18 protein-coding genes and 1 tRNA gene are annotated in these 17714 nt (G+C 51.5%); 10 read left to right on the top strand and 9 right to left on the bottom strand.

All coding sequences use genetic code 11. The features are described 5' to 3' along the window. The first annotated feature begins 13 nt into the window (after positions 1-13). The 3 genes from nblR (at position 14) to chrA (ending at position 2860) form a co-directional block, all read left to right on the top strand. Positions 14-703: a response regulator transcription factor NblR gene (gene nblR / locus RHH81_RS10485; RefSeq protein WP_149819255.1), complete on the top strand. Its 690-nt coding sequence runs from the start codon at positions 14-16 to the stop codon at positions 701-703. Further along, positions 684-1196 (top strand): DUF192 domain-containing protein, encoded by a 513-nt coding sequence (locus tag RHH81_RS10480; protein WP_310743019.1) that lies wholly within the window; start codon positions 684-686, stop codon positions 1194-1196. Before nblR ends, RHH81_RS10480 begins: the two co-directional genes overlap by 20 nt. Positions 1197-1627: 431 nt before the next feature. Continuing rightward, positions 1628-2860 (top strand): chromate efflux transporter, encoded by a 1233-nt coding sequence (gene chrA, locus RHH81_RS10475; protein ID WP_310743018.1) that lies wholly within the window; start codon positions 1628-1630, stop codon positions 2858-2860. Here the strand turns inward: chrA and RHH81_RS10470 are convergent. The 8 genes from RHH81_RS10470 to menB form a co-directional block, all read right to left on the bottom strand. Then, positions 2857-3672, bottom strand: a complete 816-nt coding sequence (locus tag RHH81_RS10470) for a ParB N-terminal domain-containing protein (RefSeq protein WP_302678259.1) — start codon at positions 3670-3672, stop codon at positions 2857-2859. The two genes, chrA and RHH81_RS10470, sit on opposite strands and share 4 nt — an antisense overlap. Before the next feature lie 16 nt (positions 3673-3688). Further along, on the bottom strand, positions 3689-4561 hold the full coding sequence (locus RHH81_RS10465; protein ID WP_302678258.1) for a ParA family protein: 873 nt from the start codon (positions 4559-4561) through the stop codon (positions 3689-3691). Then, positions 4558-7269: an ATP-dependent chaperone ClpB gene (gene clpB, locus RHH81_RS10460; RefSeq protein ID WP_310743017.1), complete on the bottom strand. Its 2712-nt coding sequence runs from the start codon at positions 7267-7269 to the stop codon at positions 4558-4560. Before clpB ends, RHH81_RS10465 begins: the two co-directional genes overlap by 4 nt. Before the next feature lie 105 nt (positions 7270-7374). Further along, on the bottom strand, positions 7375-8136 hold the full coding sequence (locus RHH81_RS10455) for a hypothetical protein (protein WP_206200118.1): 762 nt from the start codon (positions 8134-8136) through the stop codon (positions 7375-7377). Between the two features lie 9 nt (positions 8137-8145). Continuing rightward, on the bottom strand, positions 8146-8670 hold the full coding sequence (locus RHH81_RS10450) for an SRPBCC family protein (RefSeq protein WP_206200117.1): 525 nt from the start codon (positions 8668-8670) through the stop codon (positions 8146-8148). A 4-nt stretch (positions 8671-8674) separates the two neighbouring features. Beyond that, a complete protein-coding gene (locus RHH81_RS10445; protein WP_255521454.1) occupies positions 8675-9994 on the bottom strand; it encodes a TrkA-related ion transporter in 1320 nt (439 codons plus the stop codon). Positions 9995-10158: 164 nt separating this feature from the next. Continuing rightward, entirely contained in the window at positions 10159-10407 is a 249-nt protein-coding gene (locus tag RHH81_RS10440) for a Ycf34 family protein (RefSeq protein WP_149819240.1), read from the bottom strand. A 42-nt stretch (positions 10408-10449) separates the two neighbouring features. Continuing rightward, entirely contained in the window at positions 10450-11286 is an 837-nt protein-coding gene (gene menB, locus RHH81_RS10435) for a 1,4-dihydroxy-2-naphthoyl-CoA synthase (RefSeq protein WP_206200116.1), read from the bottom strand. Between the two features lie 155 nt (positions 11287-11441). Between menB and RHH81_RS10430 the strand changes: the two genes are divergently transcribed. The 7 genes from RHH81_RS10430 to rpmB all read left to right on the top strand — a co-directional run bounded on the left by RHH81_RS10430 (position 11442) and on the right by rpmB (position 16985). Then, entirely contained in the window at positions 11442-11687 is a 246-nt protein-coding gene (locus tag RHH81_RS10430; protein WP_206200115.1) for a hypothetical protein, read from the top strand. After that, positions 11666-12589, top strand: a complete 924-nt coding sequence (locus RHH81_RS10425) for a hypothetical protein (protein WP_206200114.1) — start codon at positions 11666-11668, stop codon at positions 12587-12589. Before RHH81_RS10430 ends, RHH81_RS10425 begins: the two co-directional genes overlap by 22 nt. Before the next feature lie 350 nt (positions 12590-12939). After that, entirely contained in the window at positions 12940-15261 is a 2322-nt protein-coding gene (gene pcrA, locus RHH81_RS10420; protein ID WP_310743016.1) for a DNA helicase PcrA, read from the top strand. Between the two features lie 116 nt (positions 15262-15377). Next, positions 15378-15824, top strand: a complete 447-nt coding sequence (locus tag RHH81_RS10415) for a hypothetical protein (protein ID WP_206200112.1) — start codon at positions 15378-15380, stop codon at positions 15822-15824. A gap of 62 nt (positions 15825-15886) precedes the next feature. Continuing rightward, positions 15887-15970: transfer RNA gene (locus RHH81_RS10410), tRNA-Leu, on the top strand. 59 nt (positions 15971-16029) lie between these two features. Then, positions 16030-16668 (top strand): LON peptidase substrate-binding domain-containing protein, encoded by a 639-nt coding sequence (locus RHH81_RS10405; protein ID WP_149819234.1) that lies wholly within the window; start codon positions 16030-16032, stop codon positions 16666-16668. An 80-nt stretch (positions 16669-16748) separates the two neighbouring features. Next, entirely contained in the window at positions 16749-16985 is a 237-nt protein-coding gene (gene rpmB, locus RHH81_RS10400; protein WP_149819231.1) for a 50S ribosomal protein L28, read from the top strand. Between the two features lie 14 nt (positions 16986-16999). Here rpmB and RHH81_RS10395 read toward each other — a convergent pair whose 3' ends face one another. Next, on the bottom strand, positions 17000-17710 hold the full coding sequence (locus tag RHH81_RS10395; protein WP_302678251.1) for a M15 family metallopeptidase: 711 nt from the start codon (positions 17708-17710) through the stop codon (positions 17000-17002). Between the last annotated feature and the right edge of the window lie 4 nt (positions 17711-17714).

Raw genomic sequence — 17714 nt, 5'->3', positions numbered from 1 at the left:
AGGGATGATTGAGATGGAGCTAAATTCTCCCCCTTCACGTTTACTTTTGGTCTGCGCTGACAACCCCTTGTCACAGCGCATGGGGCAAGACCTCCAAGCCGCAGGCTATGACCCCGTGATTGCAACAACGGAAAAGGAATGTCACTTGGCCTGCGCAGAATGGCAGCCTGCCCTGATCATCATGGATCGCTATTTGGGGCGGCTCAACAGTATGGAGTTGTGCCAGCGGTTGCGCCAGCAGGGGATTAGTTTGCCAATTCTACTGATGCTGGAGAGCGATCGCCTAGAGGATCGGGTGGCGGTGCTGGAGTCGGGTGCCGATGATTACCTACTGCTGCCCTATAGTCCCAAGCCCTTTTTGCAAATGATTCAGCTTTATCTGAAGCCGCCAGTCACCCAAAGTGAGGTGTTGCGATTTGATAATTTGACTCTTGATCTCTTGACGCGGCGGGCGGAGCGCAATGGACGCACGATCGATCTAACGATGAAGGAGTATGAACTACTGAAGTTTCTCATGGAGCATCCCCGCGAAGTCCTTACCCGTGAGCAAATTTTAGAAAATGTCTGGGGCTATGACTTTTTGGGAGAATCCAACGTCATTGAAGTGTATATTCGCTATCTGCGGTTGAAGATTGAACCCGATGGCGAAAAACGATTGATTCACACAGTGCGAGGAGTGGGCTATGTTCTCCGTGAAGCCTAAGTTACGCTGGCTGGTTCTGGGATTGGTCACGTTGGGGTTACTGCTGGGCTGTCAAAGTCTGAGCCAAGGGGATCCGGCCGCACCCCCGCAAGTGGTTCGCGGCATTCCGCAATATCTACCCATTACGGCCAAGGCGCGCATTCACGATACATGGATTCAGTTGGAAGTGGCACGCACGCCGGCACAGCAGCAGTTGGGCTTGATGTTTCGTTCGGAGTTACCCCCCGATCGCGGGATGCTGTTTCCCATCTCTCCGCCTCAAGTGGCTAGCTTCTGGATGAAAAACTGTCTCATTTCCTTGGACTTGATTTTTCTTAGGGACGGTAAAGTGGTAGCGATCGCCCCCGCAGCGCCCCCCTGCGAAACCCTGCCCTGCCCCACCTACGAATCTGGGGTTCCAGTCGATGCCGTTTTAGAACTGGCAGGTGGCCGCGCCGCTGAATTGGGACTTAAGGTCAATGATTCTGTAAAGATACAGTACTTGGCGCCTTGACTGATGGACAGGGTTCCTTAACTCTTAAAGATTGTTGTTATTCCAAAGCAATTTGATTAAACTCCGTGCTGTAGCTTTGGTAATAAACTCTCTTCGTTTCCTAGCCTCGTCTACAGCCGTTGTATCTCCTTTACTTTCACTGCTTTTTTCTTCAATTAGAGTAACAATTAGACCCACGATGCCAATAGCGGTCATGGTTTTTAGGTAGGTTGGTGATTTAGAGAGCTTGTCGAGCATAGTCTAAATTTTTGCAAGAAGTTTTATGACTAATATAATTTAGCCAAAATCCTAAGTTAAGTACTAAGACTCTGTCAAGGTTTGTTTCACATTTTTTTACTTTATCTACAATTGACCTCATTCCCTCTTGTTTATTATTTAACTATATGGCAATATAAGAAAACATAATTAGCTACAGCCATTGCGAGGAACCCATGCTAGAGTCCGAGATCGAAGAGTCATCGTCCCCCCTGCCTCTGAATCTCTGGGAAATGACCGCTGTATTTCTGAAACTGGGCAGTATTGGCTTTGGCGGTGGAATTGCCATGATCGCCCTCATGGAAAATGAGTTTGTCAAGCGACGGCGGCTCTTGGCCATTGATGAATTTCTGCATGGGGTTGCCCTCAGCCAAATCCTAGGATCGTTCCCAGTCAATACGGCGCTCTTTATTGGTTATCGCCTCCATGGCTTTTGGGGCGGTCTGTTGGGTAGTCTGACCTTTCTGCTGCCGTCCGTTGTGGCGGTGATTTTACTATCTTGGCTCTATTTTGGGTTTCATACGATTCCCTCATTGCAAGGTGCCCTAGCGGGGCTAACGCCAGTGGTCATTGGCATCATCTTGGCAGCAGTCTGGTCAATGGGGCAAAAGTCTGTGCGCTCGACGGTCACGATCGCGATCGCCATTGCGGCCTGTCTCGGCAGTTTGACCCACATTAATCCCTTGCTCATCCTTGGCAGTGGTGGCATTATTGGTCTCATTCTCCAACTCAGCCCACCGACAAAAACCACAAAACTCCAAACTTCCCAAAAATCCGCCCTCGTTGGCTTACCCCTAGCGATCCAGACCCTACCCCACCAAGCTGCCCAAATGGCCACTGCCTCTTTTCAACCCGTTCAGTGGCTGACCCTAGTGCTTACCTTCCTCAAAGTGGGCATTGTTTTCTTTGGTGGTGGCTTTGTCCTGATCCCCGTGTTGAAACAACTGTTGATCGATCAGTTGCATTGGCTGACGCAGCAGGAATTTATTGATGGTGTGGCTATTAGTCAATTGACCCCAGGGCCGATCGCTGTCATTGCCACTTTTGCGGGATTCCGTGTTGCTGGTATTGGTGGTGCCTTTTTGGCAACCGTGGCCTTATTTTTGCCATCCCTATTATTGATGTTTGCTCTTGCCCACTACTATCAAGTGGTGAAGCATCTCCAACGGGTGAAGCAATTTTTGGCAGGGGTCAATCCTGCGGTGGTGGGTATGGTGTTGTCAGCAGCCATTAACCTTGCGCCTGCCATTGTCCACCTCAATCAGCCCGTCAGTCTCATTCTCAATAGCGTGCTCTTGGTCTTTTCCCTTGTGGCGATTACGCGCCTCAAATGGCACCCAGCGATCGCCCTTGCTGTGGGAGCAACAGTTGGATTATGCGGTGGCCAATGGTTAACTGGCACGGCCTAGTGAAGAAAACTCAAACTTGCTGGTACGGGGCACTTTTCGAGTTTTGTAAGGGTCTGGGGTCTCAGGTTCAAAATTTCTTTAAGGTGAATGAGAGACTGAAAGGGAGATTGAGTACGAAACTCAATAATCTCTTTGATATATTTTCGACGGCTTGTTTCACCTACTCCTGCATTTATAAGCCACTGTTGGATTTCGGCTCTGGAGCCTTGATTAAGCAAGCGTATTTTTAACTGAGGTTGGTTGCGATCTACCGAGGAGCCTGATAGTGTTGTTGTTGGTGTGGGGGGTGACACCTGTGGCAGTGGTAAGTTATCTAGTTTGGCATTGATGTTTACTAGGGCTGCCTCCATTTCTTTTAGGGACTGAAAAATAGCTTGATTTTGCTCTAGAAGCTGCTGAAGGAGTGTCTTGGTAAGATTTCCGTTGGAGTTGCTCGCTGGTGAGTCAAAAGCTAAAGGCTCTGTAGTTTGTTCTTGGTTTTGTGCTTCTGTTACTTCAGAAATTGTGGAGTTAGACTGAATTTGACTGAGAATTGCAGTTTCTATTTCTGGCGTATCATTTTCTTCAATAATCAGGGCATTGATTTCTTTAAGATTGGCTTTTTGGGCAGCATAATACTGCTGATGACCTGACAAGAGTTTGAAGCGATGACAGGCTAAGCGATCGCCCAAACGCCGCACCACTAGCGGTGGAAAACAGATACCTGCTTTGAGAATTGAACTAGCCAGTTCCTCTATCCTTCCCTGATCTGCGGGCACAAGGTCAGGGCTCAGTTCAATCGCTGTCAATTGAATACGTTTGCTATTGACCATTGCATTTTAGGGTTGACTAGGACTGAGTGATCCAATTGAGTTCATCTACCAAATCATTGAATTCACGGGCAGAATTTGAATTGGGCTTAAAGCGAAAAATAGATTGGGGGGCTGGTATTTCACTATCGCCACTGGCAGTCACGCGATTGAGGCTATTGGATAAGTCAACAGATTCGGTGATAATTGTCTCTAGAATTTTCAGAGGATACTTATTCGTAATTGCTTTTTGAACAGCAATAAACTTACTTGAATTCTTAGTTCGGCCATGAATTTTTGAGGGCAAAATTCCCACAATATCTAAGGGTTTTTTACCCAACTTGACCCGCAAGTCTGCAAATCGTCGATTAATATCTTTCACAAACGACATGACGTACTTTAGGCCTTGATTGGCAAAGGGCTTAAAATCTGAGGGAATAATGAGATAATCTGAGGCAATCAGGGCAATTTCGGCGTAGAGATCCCAAGCTGGCGGTGCATCTATGATGACAATATCGTAGGCATCCTTGAGTGCTTCTAACTTCATAAGCAGTTGTAGATGAATGGCATCAATCTCCTTCAGGAGATCACGGGTTTCAATGCTCACTAAATCAATATGGGCAGGGACAACATCAATCTCTGGGTGATTAAAAGACTGGGATTTCCTAACCACTTTTTCAATGGGATACTCATCGGCATATCTGAGCACATGGAAGATATGAGCATCCCGCAGTGTATCCTCCTCTTCAAACAGAAAACTCATTAAGCCAGTGGCAAAGGTCGTATTGGCTTGAGAGTCCATGTCAATAACCAAAACCCGCTTTTCCCGACAACGAAAGGCAGCTGCTAAGTTGACAGCAACAGTAGTTTTCCCTACACCACCCTTGTTGTGATAAATGGTAATAACTTTCACGCTTCTTTCCTGTCGAGTCGGTTGTCGAGTCGGTTACTGAAGGCTGAGGAGGCGGTGACGGTGTCGCGATCGCCTGCACCTGCGAGGTTGGCAGGGCTAAAGGTCAACTCACCATTGACCAAATCTACCAAAATCGTATCGCCGGGTGCAAAGACCTCTTCAAGGATCTTCACGGCGAGGGGGTTCTCCAATTCCCGTTGAATGGCGCGTTTCAGAGGACGTGCCCCATAGACTGGATCAAAGCCCACCGCCACCAAATGATCTAGCGCTGCCGGGGTGAGGCGCAGGCGAATTTTTTGATCCGCAAGGAGTTTCTCCACCCGTCGCAGTTGAATTTGAGCAATCTGTGCCAGTTCAGCCCGCCCTAGGCCATGGAAGAGGATCAAGTCATCAATGCGGTTGAGAAATTCGGGGCGAAAATACTTTTGCGCACTTTGGAGTACCCGTTGGCGCATTTCCTCATAGCGACTGTCATCCCCGGCCAAATCTAAAATATGCTCGCTGCCCAAGTTGCTGGTCATAATGATCACGGTATTGCGGAAGTCCACCGTTCGCCCCTGGGAATCAGTGACGCGGCCATCATCGAGCACCTGCAAGAGCACGTTGAACACTTCCGGATGGGCTTTTTCCACCTCGTCAAACAGAACCACGGCATAGGGACGACGGCGAATCGCTTCCGTCAGTTGACCGCCACTGTCAAAGCCGACATACCCCGGTGGTGCGCCAATCATGCGGGAGACAGCGTGTTTTTCCATGTACTCCGACATATCAATGCGCACAAGGGCATTTTCATCATCAAAGAGGGCTTCGGCAAGAGCACGGGCCAGTTCTGTTTTGCCCACCCCCGTGGGACCCATAAAGAGAAAGGAACCAATGGGACGGGCAGGGTCTTTCATGCCGGCTCGCGCTCGGCGAATCGCTGCGGCCACGGCGGCCACGGCATCGGTTTGACCAATCACCCGCTGATGGAGGACTTGTTCCAGTTGCAGGAGTTTTTGCCGTTCTGAGGCCATTAATTTTTGCAGCGGAATTCCCGTCCACTTGGCAACAATTTCAGCAATGTCGGCTTCGGTGACTTGATCGCGCAAAAAGGTGCCACCTTCGGCCTGAAGTTCCAAAAGTTGTGCTTCGGTGCTTTCCAATTCCCGTTGCAGCGTCTCGAGGCGACCATATTTAAGTTGAGCAGCTTTGTTGAGGTTGTAGTCCCGCTCCGCTTGCTCGATTTGCAGCTTTACCTGATCTTCCTCTTCTTTGAGGCTGTTGATGCGCTCTAGGAGGTCTTTTTCGGCTTGCCAGCGGGCTTGCATGGCCTGTTGTCGCGGTTGCAGTTGGGCAATTTCCTCTTCAATGCGCTGCAGGCGATCGCGGGTGGCTTGCAGTGGCACTTGGCTCAGGGGCAGACTTTCTTCCTGCTTGAGGGAGAGTTTTTCCATCTCCAGTTGCCGCAGGCGTCGCTCAAGGGCTTCCAGTTCAGCGGGCTTGGTGGTGATTTCCATTTTCAGTTTGGCCGCCGCTTCATCCACGAGATCAATGGCCTTGTCGGGCAAAAAGCGATCGCTAATATACCGATCCGAAAGCATCGCCGCTGCCACCAATGCCGAGTCAGTAATTTTGACGTTGTGGTGAATTTCGTAGCGATCCTTGAGACCCCGCAAAATTGAGATTGTATCCTCAACGCTGGGTTGGCCAATATACACCTGCTGGAAGCGACGCTCGAGGGCAGCATCCTTCTCAATATGCTTGCGGTACTCGTCTAGGGTGGTGGCACCAATACAGCGCAGTTCGCCCCGCGCCAACATCGGCTTCAGGAGGTTGCTGGCATCCATCGAGGCGTTTTGATTGGCACCGGCACCAACCACGGTGTGCAATTCATCAATAAAGAGAACAATTTGACCGTCGGAATGGGTCACTTCGTGGAGAACCGCCTTGAGGCGATCTTCAAAGTCACCGCGAAACTTGGCACCCGCCACCAGACTCCCCAGATCAAGGGAAATCAACCGCCGATTTTTCAGGGATTCGGGTACATCGCCATTGATAATCCGCTGGGCAAGACCTTCGGCAATCGCCGTTTTCCCAACTCCAGGTTCGCCGATGAGCACGGGATTATTCTTAGTGCGGCGCGAGAGCACTTGAATGACGCGGCGGATTTCCTCATCGCGGCCAATGACCGGATCTAGTTTACCTTGGCGGGCTGCTTCGGTGAGATCGCGACCGTACTTTTCAAGGGCAGCGTATTTATTTTCGGGGTTTTGGTCTAAGACTTTTTGGGCGCCGCGAATGGCTTTGACGGTGGCCGCCAACTGCTCGCGATCGCAATTCAAAGCGCGGAACAGACGTTGACCAATACGGCGATCGCCCACAAATGCGAGGACAAGATGCTCAATCGAAATAAACTGATCCTCTTGCTCTTGGCGCAGACGATTGGCTTCATCAAGGAGAGCATCCAAGCTGCGGCCACAGTAGAGTTCGCTTCCCGTTGGCACGCGGGGTTGCTGTTTGGCAAAGTCTATCAGCCGCTTGAGAACCCATTCAGTGTCAATATCCGCTCGTTCAAAGATCAGTTGCCCCAGTCCTTCTTCGCGCAGGAGGGCAATCATCAAGTGCTCTGTTTCCAGATATTGGCTGCGATATTCCCGTGCCACATCTTGGGACTTAACAATGGCTTCCCATGCTTTATCAGTAAACTTTGTTGGATCCGTTGGTTGCATAGTGATAATTGAGGATAATTGAGGGCAAAACCCCACCGACCGTGAATGCATTATGCCATCATCTTCAGTGTAATCAACAGGCCAGCGCCACACCCGCAGGACGATTTATAGAGGTGGCAGATAGAGAAACCGCCGCAGGAGATTAGCGAGTTTTTTCTTGCTGTCATAGCCGCTACTGTAGTACTGCCGCAGGGGAACTGTCTCGCCAGAAGTGAGGTGCACCACGACGCGATAGAAGCGATCGCCATCAGAATCCACGGAGCTTTCAATCGCAATGTCCCTGATCGCGCGCAAGTGCAATTCCTTCTGAGTGCGGCGGAAAAAATTTGCATGGAGAATCGTCAAGGTGCCACTGCCCCGATCCAAATCCAGTGTTAAGACGGATGCGAAAGAAATGAAACTCATCCCTACCAGAAAGAACACCCCCGCAATGATCCCAATGAGCCAGCGATCGTCCACACGCGCTGAAAGTTCGGTTTGATTGGGATTGGCTAAGAACTGATTAATTTGCTGCACCATGGCGGCGCGATCGCCCGGCTCCGAGGAGGCAACGCCTAATATGGTTGAGTTGCCCGCTATTTCAAGAACAACGCGGTACATGCGATCGCCTTCGCTGTCAATGTAGTCCTCCAACTTTGCCTGTCGCAGTAGAGGAAGCGGAATTTTCACCCGCTCTTGGCTCACGAAGGAGGTTGTGGTGGCAATACATTCATAGGGTAGGGTTTGGCGTTGGCAGTGAATTTCTGTAACAGGAAAGAAGCTGAGCATCAACGTAGGTACAAGAGCAAACACCCCACCCATAAACCAACTCAGCAAAGGGCGCTCCCGCAAGCGCAAGCGATAGTCCGTTTGCTCCAAGATTTTCATCGCTGATCGTTATCCTTGAGCACGCAAAAATGCTGCGACACTGGCTGCCAACTGCTGAAAATTGGGTTCGATGCGTTGGCCGAGATACTCCTCCACAGCGCGAGCAATCATGCCAGCTAGGAAGGAGGGTACCCCCGGAATGCGTTTTGGATCAATGCGTAGATGACCTCGGCTAGTGATAATTGTTGAGTCACCCACAGCAATGAATTGATTTTCCCCTTGGCAGTCAATGGCCTCGGTAAAGGCATGGGGTGCAATGCGCCAGCGGGTGAGATAGTGGCGATCGTCCCAATGGGTGTAGTCCGTCCACGAGAGCATTGCCTCACTCAGCAGTGCCCGAGCCGCTGCCGGAATTTCGCCACCCCCATGCCAGACCAGAACCATCTCTAAGATCTCAGGCTGTTCCCTGCGCTCTTGCACCTCAATTTTACGCACATTGGGCATCCAGTTGACTAACTCAGGCAGGCGATCGCGATAGGTACGATAGACGTGCTCGCGGGGAAAGGGCAGCTCTACTTGGGAGGCAATTTCCATCACCCTATCCCCACTGTGGATACTGCCGCGCAATCACAACCACATAGTCCCCCCCTTGCAGCTCATAGTCCATTGGTGGGTTAACCTCCGTCTGGCGACGCCCCTCAATGCGACGTTCCACAGCGACTAAGAGGGCATCGTACTGCTCCTTGAGGTGTCGTTGCGCATACCAAAAGGTTTTGCCTGCCAGCGTTGACGGCAAAGGCAGCCGATAAAATTGATTGCCCACCTGTACCGTTAGGAGTTCGGCAAAGACATCCATCGCCCCTTGATTGCGCACCGCATTGCCAATGAGATGACCCGCCATTTCATCAGCCACCACCACATCTTCCACCCCTGCCGCCTGAAGTTGCACATTATTATTGCGATCCAAAAGCTGGGCACAGGTGTAAATCGTTGGATTGAGTTTTTCCATGGTCAGTGCAGCGAGAACCGTTCGGGCATCGCGGTCTTGATCACTGCGGGGCTGGCTGGTATCCGCCAAGAGAATGGCACGGGAGGCGTGGTAAATCTGCACCTTCTCTAAAACGTCAATGCGGGTATAGTCTCCCGAATAAAAGTAGAGGCGATTTTGATCTACTCTCCGCAACTCACTCAAGGGCAACTGTTCCAGTTCAGCAACAATGACAATCGGTGCATGGCGGGTTTGGGGATCGGTTTGCAACTCCTGCAACACTAGGGGGGCACTGCGATTCCAGCCACAGAGAATAATGTGGTTGCGCAACTCATCCAAGTCAAAGTTCTTAATGCTCATGACTGATTGCAACCGCTGCACCATAAAGGCAGACACCACCCCTGTAAACACTGCAAACAAGGTCAGCCCCGACAAAACCACCACTAGGGTAATGATCCGCCCGGCATGGGTTTTGGGATAGGCACCAATGGGTTCGGCGGACACTAAGGAAAAGAAGCTGTACCACAGGGCATCCCCAAGGGTCTCGATGTCTGGGTTTGAGGTTCCTTCGATAATATAAAAAGCCAGTCCCCCAAAGAGCATGATCAACACAATGATTAACAGTGCTGAAATTTGGGCACCGTAGAGACCAGAAATCTGGGGAGAAATGTAGTGTAGGTTGCGGTTTATCAGAATCGAGGCACGGGGTAGGCGCAAAAGGGGCAGCAGACGAAACAGGGGCCACTGGGGCGGCATCGGTAAAATTGCGACTAGATCAAGCCAGTAGTGGCGGAAAAATCGTTGCTTTTTGCGGGCGATCGCAAAGCGTAGGAATAACTCAACAACAAAGCACAGCCGTAGGGGCAAATCCGCCAGCATCAGAAAAAAATTAGGGTGGCCGGGCTGTACCCAGAAAAGATCGACCACCACTAAAAGTACCCATATGAGGATCAAAACCAACAGGCTGATTTCTACCTGTGGTGCGTGCAGAAATAGATCAAGCTGTTGTCTTAGCCGGCTTTGTCCCATGAGTGCCGCTAGAAGAGAACATCAAATTGCCGCAATTTGCCGCGATCGCCGGCTAACCATCAGATTTAGGTGGGAATCAATTCTCCCGGACGCAGTTTTGCCCACCGTCCCTGTTCTTCGACGAAACTGGCACAACCAACCACATCCCACTCCAATAGAATCTCTTCCCCTTGGGTACGGATGTTGATATTGATCGTCGGCTCAATTGGGTCAAAGTCTGGCGTGAGGGTCAGATGGGGCTGTTGGTGCTGCTCCTCAACGGCATAGTATGTGGTACAGCGATCCACAAGGGCGCAGTTAACACAGATACACATGGAACTCTCCCAATGCCACATGCTCCTACTCTAGCGCATCCCTTAGGGGCGCCAAGGGAACTGCTGAAAGTTGGGGGGACGTTTTTCCAAAAAGGCGTTTTTGCCCTCGGCACTCTCTTCAGTGAGGTAGTACAGCAAGGTTGCATTGCCGGCTAATTCCTGTAGGCCGGCTTGACCATCACAATCGGCATTAAAGGCCGCCTTCAAGCAGCGAATGGCCAAGGGACTTTTGGTGAGAATCTCTTGCGCCCAGCGGATCCCCTCAGCCTCCAGTTCCTCAACGGGGACAACAGCATTGACTAGACCCATCGCTAAGGCTTCCTGAGCTGTATATTGTCGACAGAGAAACCAAATTTCACGGGCTTTTTTCTGGCCGACAATGCGGGCAAGATAACTCGCACCAAACCCCGCATCAAAACTACCCACCCGTGGCCCCGTTTGACCAAAAATGGCATTCTCAGCAGCAATGGTGAGGTCACAGACCAAGTGCAGCACATGGCCACCGCCAATGGCATAGCCGGCCACAAGGGCAATCACCACCTTTGGCAGGGAGCGAATTTGCCGTTGCAGATCCAGCACATTCAGCCGTGCTACCCCCTGATCATCCAGATAGCCTGCCTCACCCCGAATACGTTGGTCACCACCCGCACAAAAGGCATACTTACCATCGGTGTGGGGGCCTGCCCCGGTGAGCAAGACAACGCCAATCGTGGGATCGTTGCGGGCATCCTCAAAGGCCTGACTCATTTCCACAATAGTTTGGGGACGAAAGGCATTGCGCTTGTGGGGACGGTTAATCGTAATTTTGGCAATGCCCGTCGTTTTGTGGTAGAGGATGTCAGTGTAGTGGTGAACCTGCTGCCAGTGGACGCTGTCCATAGAGTGTGATGGGTAAGATGGATTCTCATTGTAACCTGAGGGGTTCTCGGGTTTAGAGGGGAGCAAAATCGCAAAAAAAATTAACATCCACCACCTAGGGGAGGCTAGGAGAGCTATGTTAGGCTGTTGCTGACAATAGTTTGTGCTTCTTTGCTATGAGCGACCTCCTCAACACCTGCCCCAATTTGCAAGCGGATTGTGATCGCCTCCTTGACCTATTGAATGCGGAACCCAAGCTGCGCTCCTTTGATATTACGCCAGTTCAAACTTCCCTGCGCAAGGCGGTTTCGCCGACATTTGAGATTGTTTTTGCAGGGCCTTTTAGTGCTGGCAAATCAATGCTGATCAATGCACTATTGGAGCGCGAACTCCTCTACAGTTGGATCTTAGCCAAGAACTGAAAATCGCCGGGGATGAGTTTTATCGGCATATTGATCAGTTTCTCAATCGTATCAAGGGCGGCCAGTCTCCAGAGGCAGAGCAGGACTATAAACGGCTGAAAAACAACCTTGTCACTTCCCTCGAGCAACTCCTGCGCCAGTTCTCCGTGGCTACTATTTATCAACAGGCCCTTGATAGTCATCCCACCAACTCCGTTGTTCCCGTTATGGGGATTTTGGCGGAGGCCTTCTATTACTTGGCCAATGGTCTCAAGAAAACCCTCGTCGAGTCTTCCCAAGAGGTGATCAAAAATCTCTTTAAGCAGTTGAGGCGGGAGATTTACCAGCAGCCTTACTATCGCGAACTCTTTCGCCTACTGGGGAATGACAGCGGCATTGATCAAATGTTGGCCAAGCTGGAGGAGGAGGTACTGACTAGTATTACGACGGTGGCACGCATTGAGTGCGATCGCTATGTGCGGGAGCGCGAGGATTTCTATCATGATACCCAAGGGGTGATGAAACTGCGGGAGGTGCTGCGCAAAGCCTGCAATACCTTTGATGCTTCGAGTATGTTTGAGGCGGAAACCGAACTGCGGGAACTCCTGAAAATGGACTTTGTTCACAAGATCAAGAAAACCATTGAAGTGACCTATCGAGCCGCGATCGCCACCGCGATTACAGAGCCTCTCCTCACTGCCGCCAAGCAACATAGCCAAGAGATTCTCCAGCAACAGCAACAGGCACGGGAGCACCTCGGCAAAACCCTAGAAAAAGAAGCGGCTGAAAGCATTGAGCACAATGCCGCCAAACTGAAGGAACTAGAGGCCAAGATTGCCATGTACAACGAGGCGGTGACAGGCATTAACCGCTGCCTCGAACAACAGGGGCGCGATCGCCAGAAACTTCCCCTGATTCTTTGAGTATTGATGCAGGATTCGTCTTAACCTGCGTTGCCTACCCCCGCAGTGATTGTGTTATCTTGACTCATCAAGAAGAAGAGCTGGCGGGCCGTGCCCAGAGTAATTTTTCCCTACTGGAGTAGTAGAATGGCAATTTCGAGTTTGAGATCAGCTTCAGTGATGTGCGCTGTTTGTAAAAACTCATCGGGAATTACTCAACTCATAATCCAAAATCCCCTTTAATATCAATTTGTGTCAACCCATCGCCGTCTGATGCCGTGATGCCCGCAGTACTGGCGGATGGGGGTGCCAACCCGTTGGCTGGTCATAGCAGGTATCATAAAACTTTAGGCGAATGGGCGTAGCAGCAAATGAGTAGGGATTTTCTCGCAGGACTGAATCCATCACAACGGCAGGCGGTGGAGCACTATTGTGGCCCGATGTTGGTGGTGGCAGGCGCCGGTTCCGGGAAAACTCGCACGCTCACCTATCGCATTGCCCATTTGATTCGCCAGCATCAGGTGGCACCAGAAAATATCTTGGCGGTGACGTTTACAAATAAGGCCGCCCGCGAAATGAAGGAGCGGATTGAAGCTCTCTTTGGTCAAGAGGTGGCTCAGCAACTCTACGGGCGGGACTGGCTGGATCTCTCTCCTCTCGAACAACAGCGGGTGCGATCGCGAGTCTATCAAACGTACACGAAGCCCCTTTGGATTGGCACGTTCCACAGCCTGTGTGCCCGACTCCTGCGCTTGGAAATAGAGGCCTATCAACATCCCCAAGGGTATCGCTGGACGCGGCATTTCACCATTTTTGATGAGTCAGATGTGCAAAGTTTGATTAAGGAAATTGCCACTGCGGAACTCAATCTCGATGAGCGCCAGCATGATCCGCGCGGTATCCGCTACAAAATTAGCCATGCCAAAAACCGAGGGCTAAGCCCCGATCAATTGGAGCAGGAACAGCGATCGCCCGCTGGCCGGGTGGCCGCCGAGGTTTATCGTCGCTATGAGGCAACCCTTGCCCAGAATAACGCCCTTGACTTTGATGATTTGATTTTGCGAACGGTGCAGCTGCTACAACAGCACCCCGAGCGCCTTGAGTATTGGCATCAGCAATTCCAACATATTCTGGTGGATGAGTACCAAGACACCAACCGCACCCAATACGATCTCATTCGGCTATTGGCCACCAATGGTACGCCACCGCAACAGTTTCAGAATTGGGGCGATCGCTCGATTTTTGTCGTCGGCGATGTCGATCAGTCCATTTATTCCTTTCGCTGCGCTGATTTCACTATCCTGATGAATTTCCAGCAGGATTTTGGCGATCGCCTGCCCGATGACGATAGCCGCACAATGATCAAGCTAGAGGAAAACTATCGCTCTGTTGCCAACATTTTGCAGGCCGCCAATCATCTCATTGAGCACAACAACGAACGCATTGCTAAAGTGCTGCGTCCCACCAAAGGAGAAGGCGCTCCCATTTACTGCGAGTGTTGCCACACTGAAACCGATGAAGCCTCTTTTGTTGTCCAAACCATCAAAGCCTTGGGCAGTCAATCCCTCGAACCCCAATGGGGACGGTTTGCCATTCTCTACCGCACCAACGCCCAATCGCGCCCCTTTGAGGAGGCCTTAGTTCGCGCCAACATTCCCTACACCGTGGTTGGTGGTCTCAAATTCTATGAGCGCAAGGAAGTCAAGGATGTTCTCGCTTATTTGCGGCTGCTGCAAAACCCCCAAGACACCGTGAGTCTGCGGCGAATTATTAACGTGCCACGACGCGGCATTGGCAAAACCAGTTTGGATCGCCTCAGTGACGCCGCGCAAACCCTTGGCATTTCCCTGTGGGATTTAATTGCCGATACCGAATCCATGACGCCCTTGGCCGGGCGAGCCAGTCGTGCCGTGCAGCAGTTTGTGACCCTCATGACCCGCCTGCGATCGCTAGTGGACGACATTGAATTGCCTGAACTGGTGAAAACCGTGATTGAAGAGACAGGCTACCGCCGCGAACTCGAAAACGAAGACACTAAGGAAAGCCTAGAGCGACTGCAAAACCTAATGGAATTGGTTAACGCTGCCCAGCAATTTAGCGAAGAAAACGAGGGGGCAAGCCTCAGCGATTTTCTCAACAGTTCTGCCCTTACCTCGGATTTGGATACCTTGCAGGAGGGAGAGGGCGGCGTTTCCCTGATGACCTTGCATGCCGCTAAGGGGCTAGAATTTCCCGTTGTCTTTTTGGTGGGCATGGAGCAGGGACTCTTTCCCAACTTCCGCAGTCTCAACGACCCCATGGCCCTTGAAGAAGAACGCCGCCTTTGCTATGTCGGCATCACCCGTGCCCAAGAACAACTCTTTCTCACCTTTGCCCAAAGCCGTCGCCGCTACGGTGGCAGTGAAGATACGATTCCTTCGCAATTTTTGACAGAGCTACCCCCAGAACTGCTGACAGGGAATGTTCAACGACGACCCAAAATGGCTGCTGTCACGAAGCTATCCCCCGCACGGTTGAGCAAGGCTGCTGCCTCTGGTTGGCGGGTGGGCGATCGCATTCTCCATCCTGTCTATGGCGAAGGGGAAATTACCCATGTCTTTGATACTGGCCCGAAGCTCTCCTTGGCGATTCGTTTCCCACGTCGCGGGCAAAAGGTGGTGGATCCCCGCCTGACACCCCTTGAGCGGCTATAAATCGAGCGAACCGATCCGAGCTGAACAATATGAAGTCTTATTGCAGGATGCGGCTGTTTGGGTGCCACTCACGCTTTTTGAGCGTCATGATAAGCATGAACCTATAGGAACTTCCCGTGAGCAAGAGCATTATTGCAGCAACGCTGCTTGCCCTCAGCGCTGGGGCGCACACCTACGCGATCGCCCCCCAAATGCCCACAATGGTCGCTCAGCCAGCCCAACCCGCAGGCACCACCTTCTATGCTGATATGGGCGAGGGTCTATTTCGCATCAGTGGTCGCCCGAATCAAAAAGTAACGTTTATGAGCATTGCCATTGATCCACAAAAGGTGGCGGATATCAATATGCAACTGGCGGATGGCAACTATATTGGCTTTTCTGGCAACGTCATTCAGCAGGATGCCTACAATCTGCGGATTCGCTTGACTAGTTCTGGTATGGCCGATGCCAATGGCACCCTCAATCTCCGTTATGGCGGTCAGCAGTCCATTCTCAACTTGGCAGGCAATGGTCAATTGGATGGTCAGCCCTTTGTGCTCACCTTCCGAGGCAAGATGAAATAATGAGTTGACAGAATTCCACCAAACCCAAGATAATAAAAGATCGCTGACCAAATCTATCACGAGCGGAACTGGCGGAATTGGTAGACGCGCTAGATTCAGGTTCTAGTGTCCGCAAGGACTTCGGGGTTCAAGTCCCCGGTTCCGCATCCTAGGAAGCCTGCAAAGTAGGGTACGATAGAAGCATTGGCTTCTGTGCGCTGTCATTATGGCTTTTTCGTCCATTGCCGTTCGCGAACTCCCCATTTTTCCCTTGCCGGATGTTGTGCTCTTTCCGGGGCGACCACTGCCACTCCACATTTTTGAATTTCGCTACCGCATCATGATGAATACGATTCTTGAGAGCGATCGCCGCTTTGGCATCGTGATGTGGGATCCACAAACGGGACGGCCAGCCACGGTGGGCTGTTGTGCGGAAGTGCGTCGCTACGAACGGCTTCCCGATGACCGCATGCTCATTGATTCCTTGGGTCAGCAGCGGTTTCGCATCTTGGACTACGTGCGCGAAAAACCCTACCGCGTTGGACTGGTGGAGTGGATTGAGGATGAACCCACCAGCATTGATCTGCGCCCCTTGGCCAAGGAAGTGCGGCAACTTCTTGAGGATGTGGTGCGCCTCTCAGCAAAACTGACGGAACAACCCATGGAGCTGCCCCCCGATGTGCCCACGGCTGCCCTTGAATTGTCCTATTGGATTGCCAGTAATTTTCGCGGTGTGGCTCAGGAGCAGCAACGTCTTCTAGAGCTACAATCCACCTACGATCGCCTACTGCGGGAAGCAGAAATTTTAACCACCACCCGCAATCACTTAGCCGCACGGACTGTTCTTAAGGAGACCTTCAAATAGGCAGTGCCCTGCACCATTGAATATGCTAGGCTGGAAATCCTGATGATTTTGCACCATCTGCCTTGCTGGGGAGAAAACCAATGAGCCGTGTTTGTCAACTAACTGGAAAAAAAGCCAATAACGCCTATGCCATTTCCCACTCCCACCGGCGGACGAAAAAACTGCAAGAAGTGAATTTGCAATGGAAACGGGTGTGGTGGCCAGAAGGCAACCGTTGGGTGCGGCTGCGCCTCTCTACCAAAGCCATTAAAACCCTTGAGCGCAAAGGCCTGAGTGCATTTGCCAAAGAAGCGGGGTTGAATCTCAACAAGCTCTAAGGCATTGCCCAGACTCAAAGATCCACGCGGCCATAGCGAGCGAGGATGTCCCGCTGGCCAGTCTGTTGCTGCGTTTGCCAAGCCCACAACTGATCCCCAAGGGAAAAGTGCCACCACTCGTTAGGATGGCGCTGAAAACCGGCATAGCGCATTGCTTGGTAGAGAATTTTGCGGCGTTGGCTAAAGCAGGCGGCATTAGCCTGCTCAGGATGGCGATCGTAAAAATCGGGAAAGGAACGTTCAGAAACTTCATCAATGACACCCCCCATCTCAAAAGGATGGCCTGCGGGGTCAGCGAGGGTGAGATCAACAGCAGCACCGGTACTGTGGGGGGGTGGTTGCTGAGGGTCTGAACTGGGCACCGCCCAAAATTGATCAACCTGTTGCCAAATCTCGCGGGCGATCGCTGGCTCAAGTTGCTGCGCATCATACCCCCGTTCTTGACAGAGGGTAGCAAAGGTATGCGCCACCATGAACTGCTGTACCGCAATTGGCCGGTAGGCATCAAAAATTGCGAGTTGCCAGCCGTAAGGTTCTAGGAACGCTTGGGCGCGCTCAAGGGCAGCAATGACCCCCACCCGCAACCAAAAGGGAGAGGCTTTGCCATAGGGGGCACCTCGGCTTTGATAGGGATGGGGTTGCAGCCGCAGAAAGGTAGGTGGAATAGGCGCTAGGGGTTCCCCACACTCTGCAATAGGAATCTTGGTATAGGGCTTATCCCCCATTGGG

The sequence above is a fragment of the Thermosynechococcus sp. PKX95 genome (assembly GCF_031583295.1).
In the GTDB taxonomy this organism is placed as follows: Bacteria; Cyanobacteriota; Cyanobacteriia; order Thermosynechococcales; family Thermosynechococcaceae; genus Thermosynechococcus.
This window is presented reverse-complemented; position numbering and strand designations above follow the sequence as displayed.

Excerpts from the sequence above, each read along its gene's own strand:
- nblR (WP_149819255.1), top strand. The coding sequence starts at position 14 with ATGGAGCTAAATTCTCCCCCTTCACGTTTACTTTTGGTCTGCGCTGAC.
- RHH81_RS10480 (WP_310743019.1), top strand. The coding sequence starts at position 684 with ATGTTCTCCGTGAAGCCTAAGTTACGCTGGCTGGTTCTGGGATTGGTC.
- chrA (WP_310743018.1), top strand. The coding sequence starts at position 1,628 with ATGCTAGAGTCCGAGATCGAAGAGTCATCGTCCCCCCTGCCTCTGAAT.
- RHH81_RS10470 (WP_302678259.1), bottom strand. The coding sequence starts at position 3,672 with ATGGTCAATAGCAAACGTATTCAATTGACAGCGATTGAACTGAGCCCT.
- clpB (WP_310743017.1), bottom strand. The coding sequence starts at position 7,269 with ATGCAACCAACGGATCCAACAAAGTTTACTGATAAAGCATGGGAAGCC.
- RHH81_RS10455 (WP_206200118.1), bottom strand. The coding sequence starts at position 8,136 with ATGAAAATCTTGGAGCAAACGGACTATCGCTTGCGCTTGCGGGAGCGC.
- RHH81_RS10450 (WP_206200117.1), bottom strand. The coding sequence starts at position 8,670 with ATGGAAATTGCCTCCCAAGTAGAGCTGCCCTTTCCCCGCGAGCACGTC.
- RHH81_RS10440 (WP_149819240.1), bottom strand. The coding sequence starts at position 10,407 with ATGTGTATCTGTGTTAACTGCGCCCTTGTGGATCGCTGTACCACATAC.
- menB (WP_206200116.1), bottom strand. The coding sequence starts at position 11,286 with ATGGACAGCGTCCACTGGCAGCAGGTTCACCACTACACTGACATCCTC.
- RHH81_RS10430 (WP_206200115.1), top strand. The coding sequence starts at position 11,442 with ATGAGCGACCTCCTCAACACCTGCCCCAATTTGCAAGCGGATTGTGAT.
- pcrA (WP_310743016.1), top strand. The coding sequence starts at position 12,940 with ATGAGTAGGGATTTTCTCGCAGGACTGAATCCATCACAACGGCAGGCG.
- RHH81_RS10405 (WP_149819234.1), top strand. The coding sequence starts at position 16,030 with ATGGCTTTTTCGTCCATTGCCGTTCGCGAACTCCCCATTTTTCCCTTG.
- rpmB (WP_149819231.1), top strand. The coding sequence starts at position 16,749 with ATGAGCCGTGTTTGTCAACTAACTGGAAAAAAAGCCAATAACGCCTAT.
- RHH81_RS10395 (WP_302678251.1), bottom strand. The coding sequence starts at position 17,710 with ATGGGGGATAAGCCCTATACCAAGATTCCTATTGCAGAGTGTGGGGAA.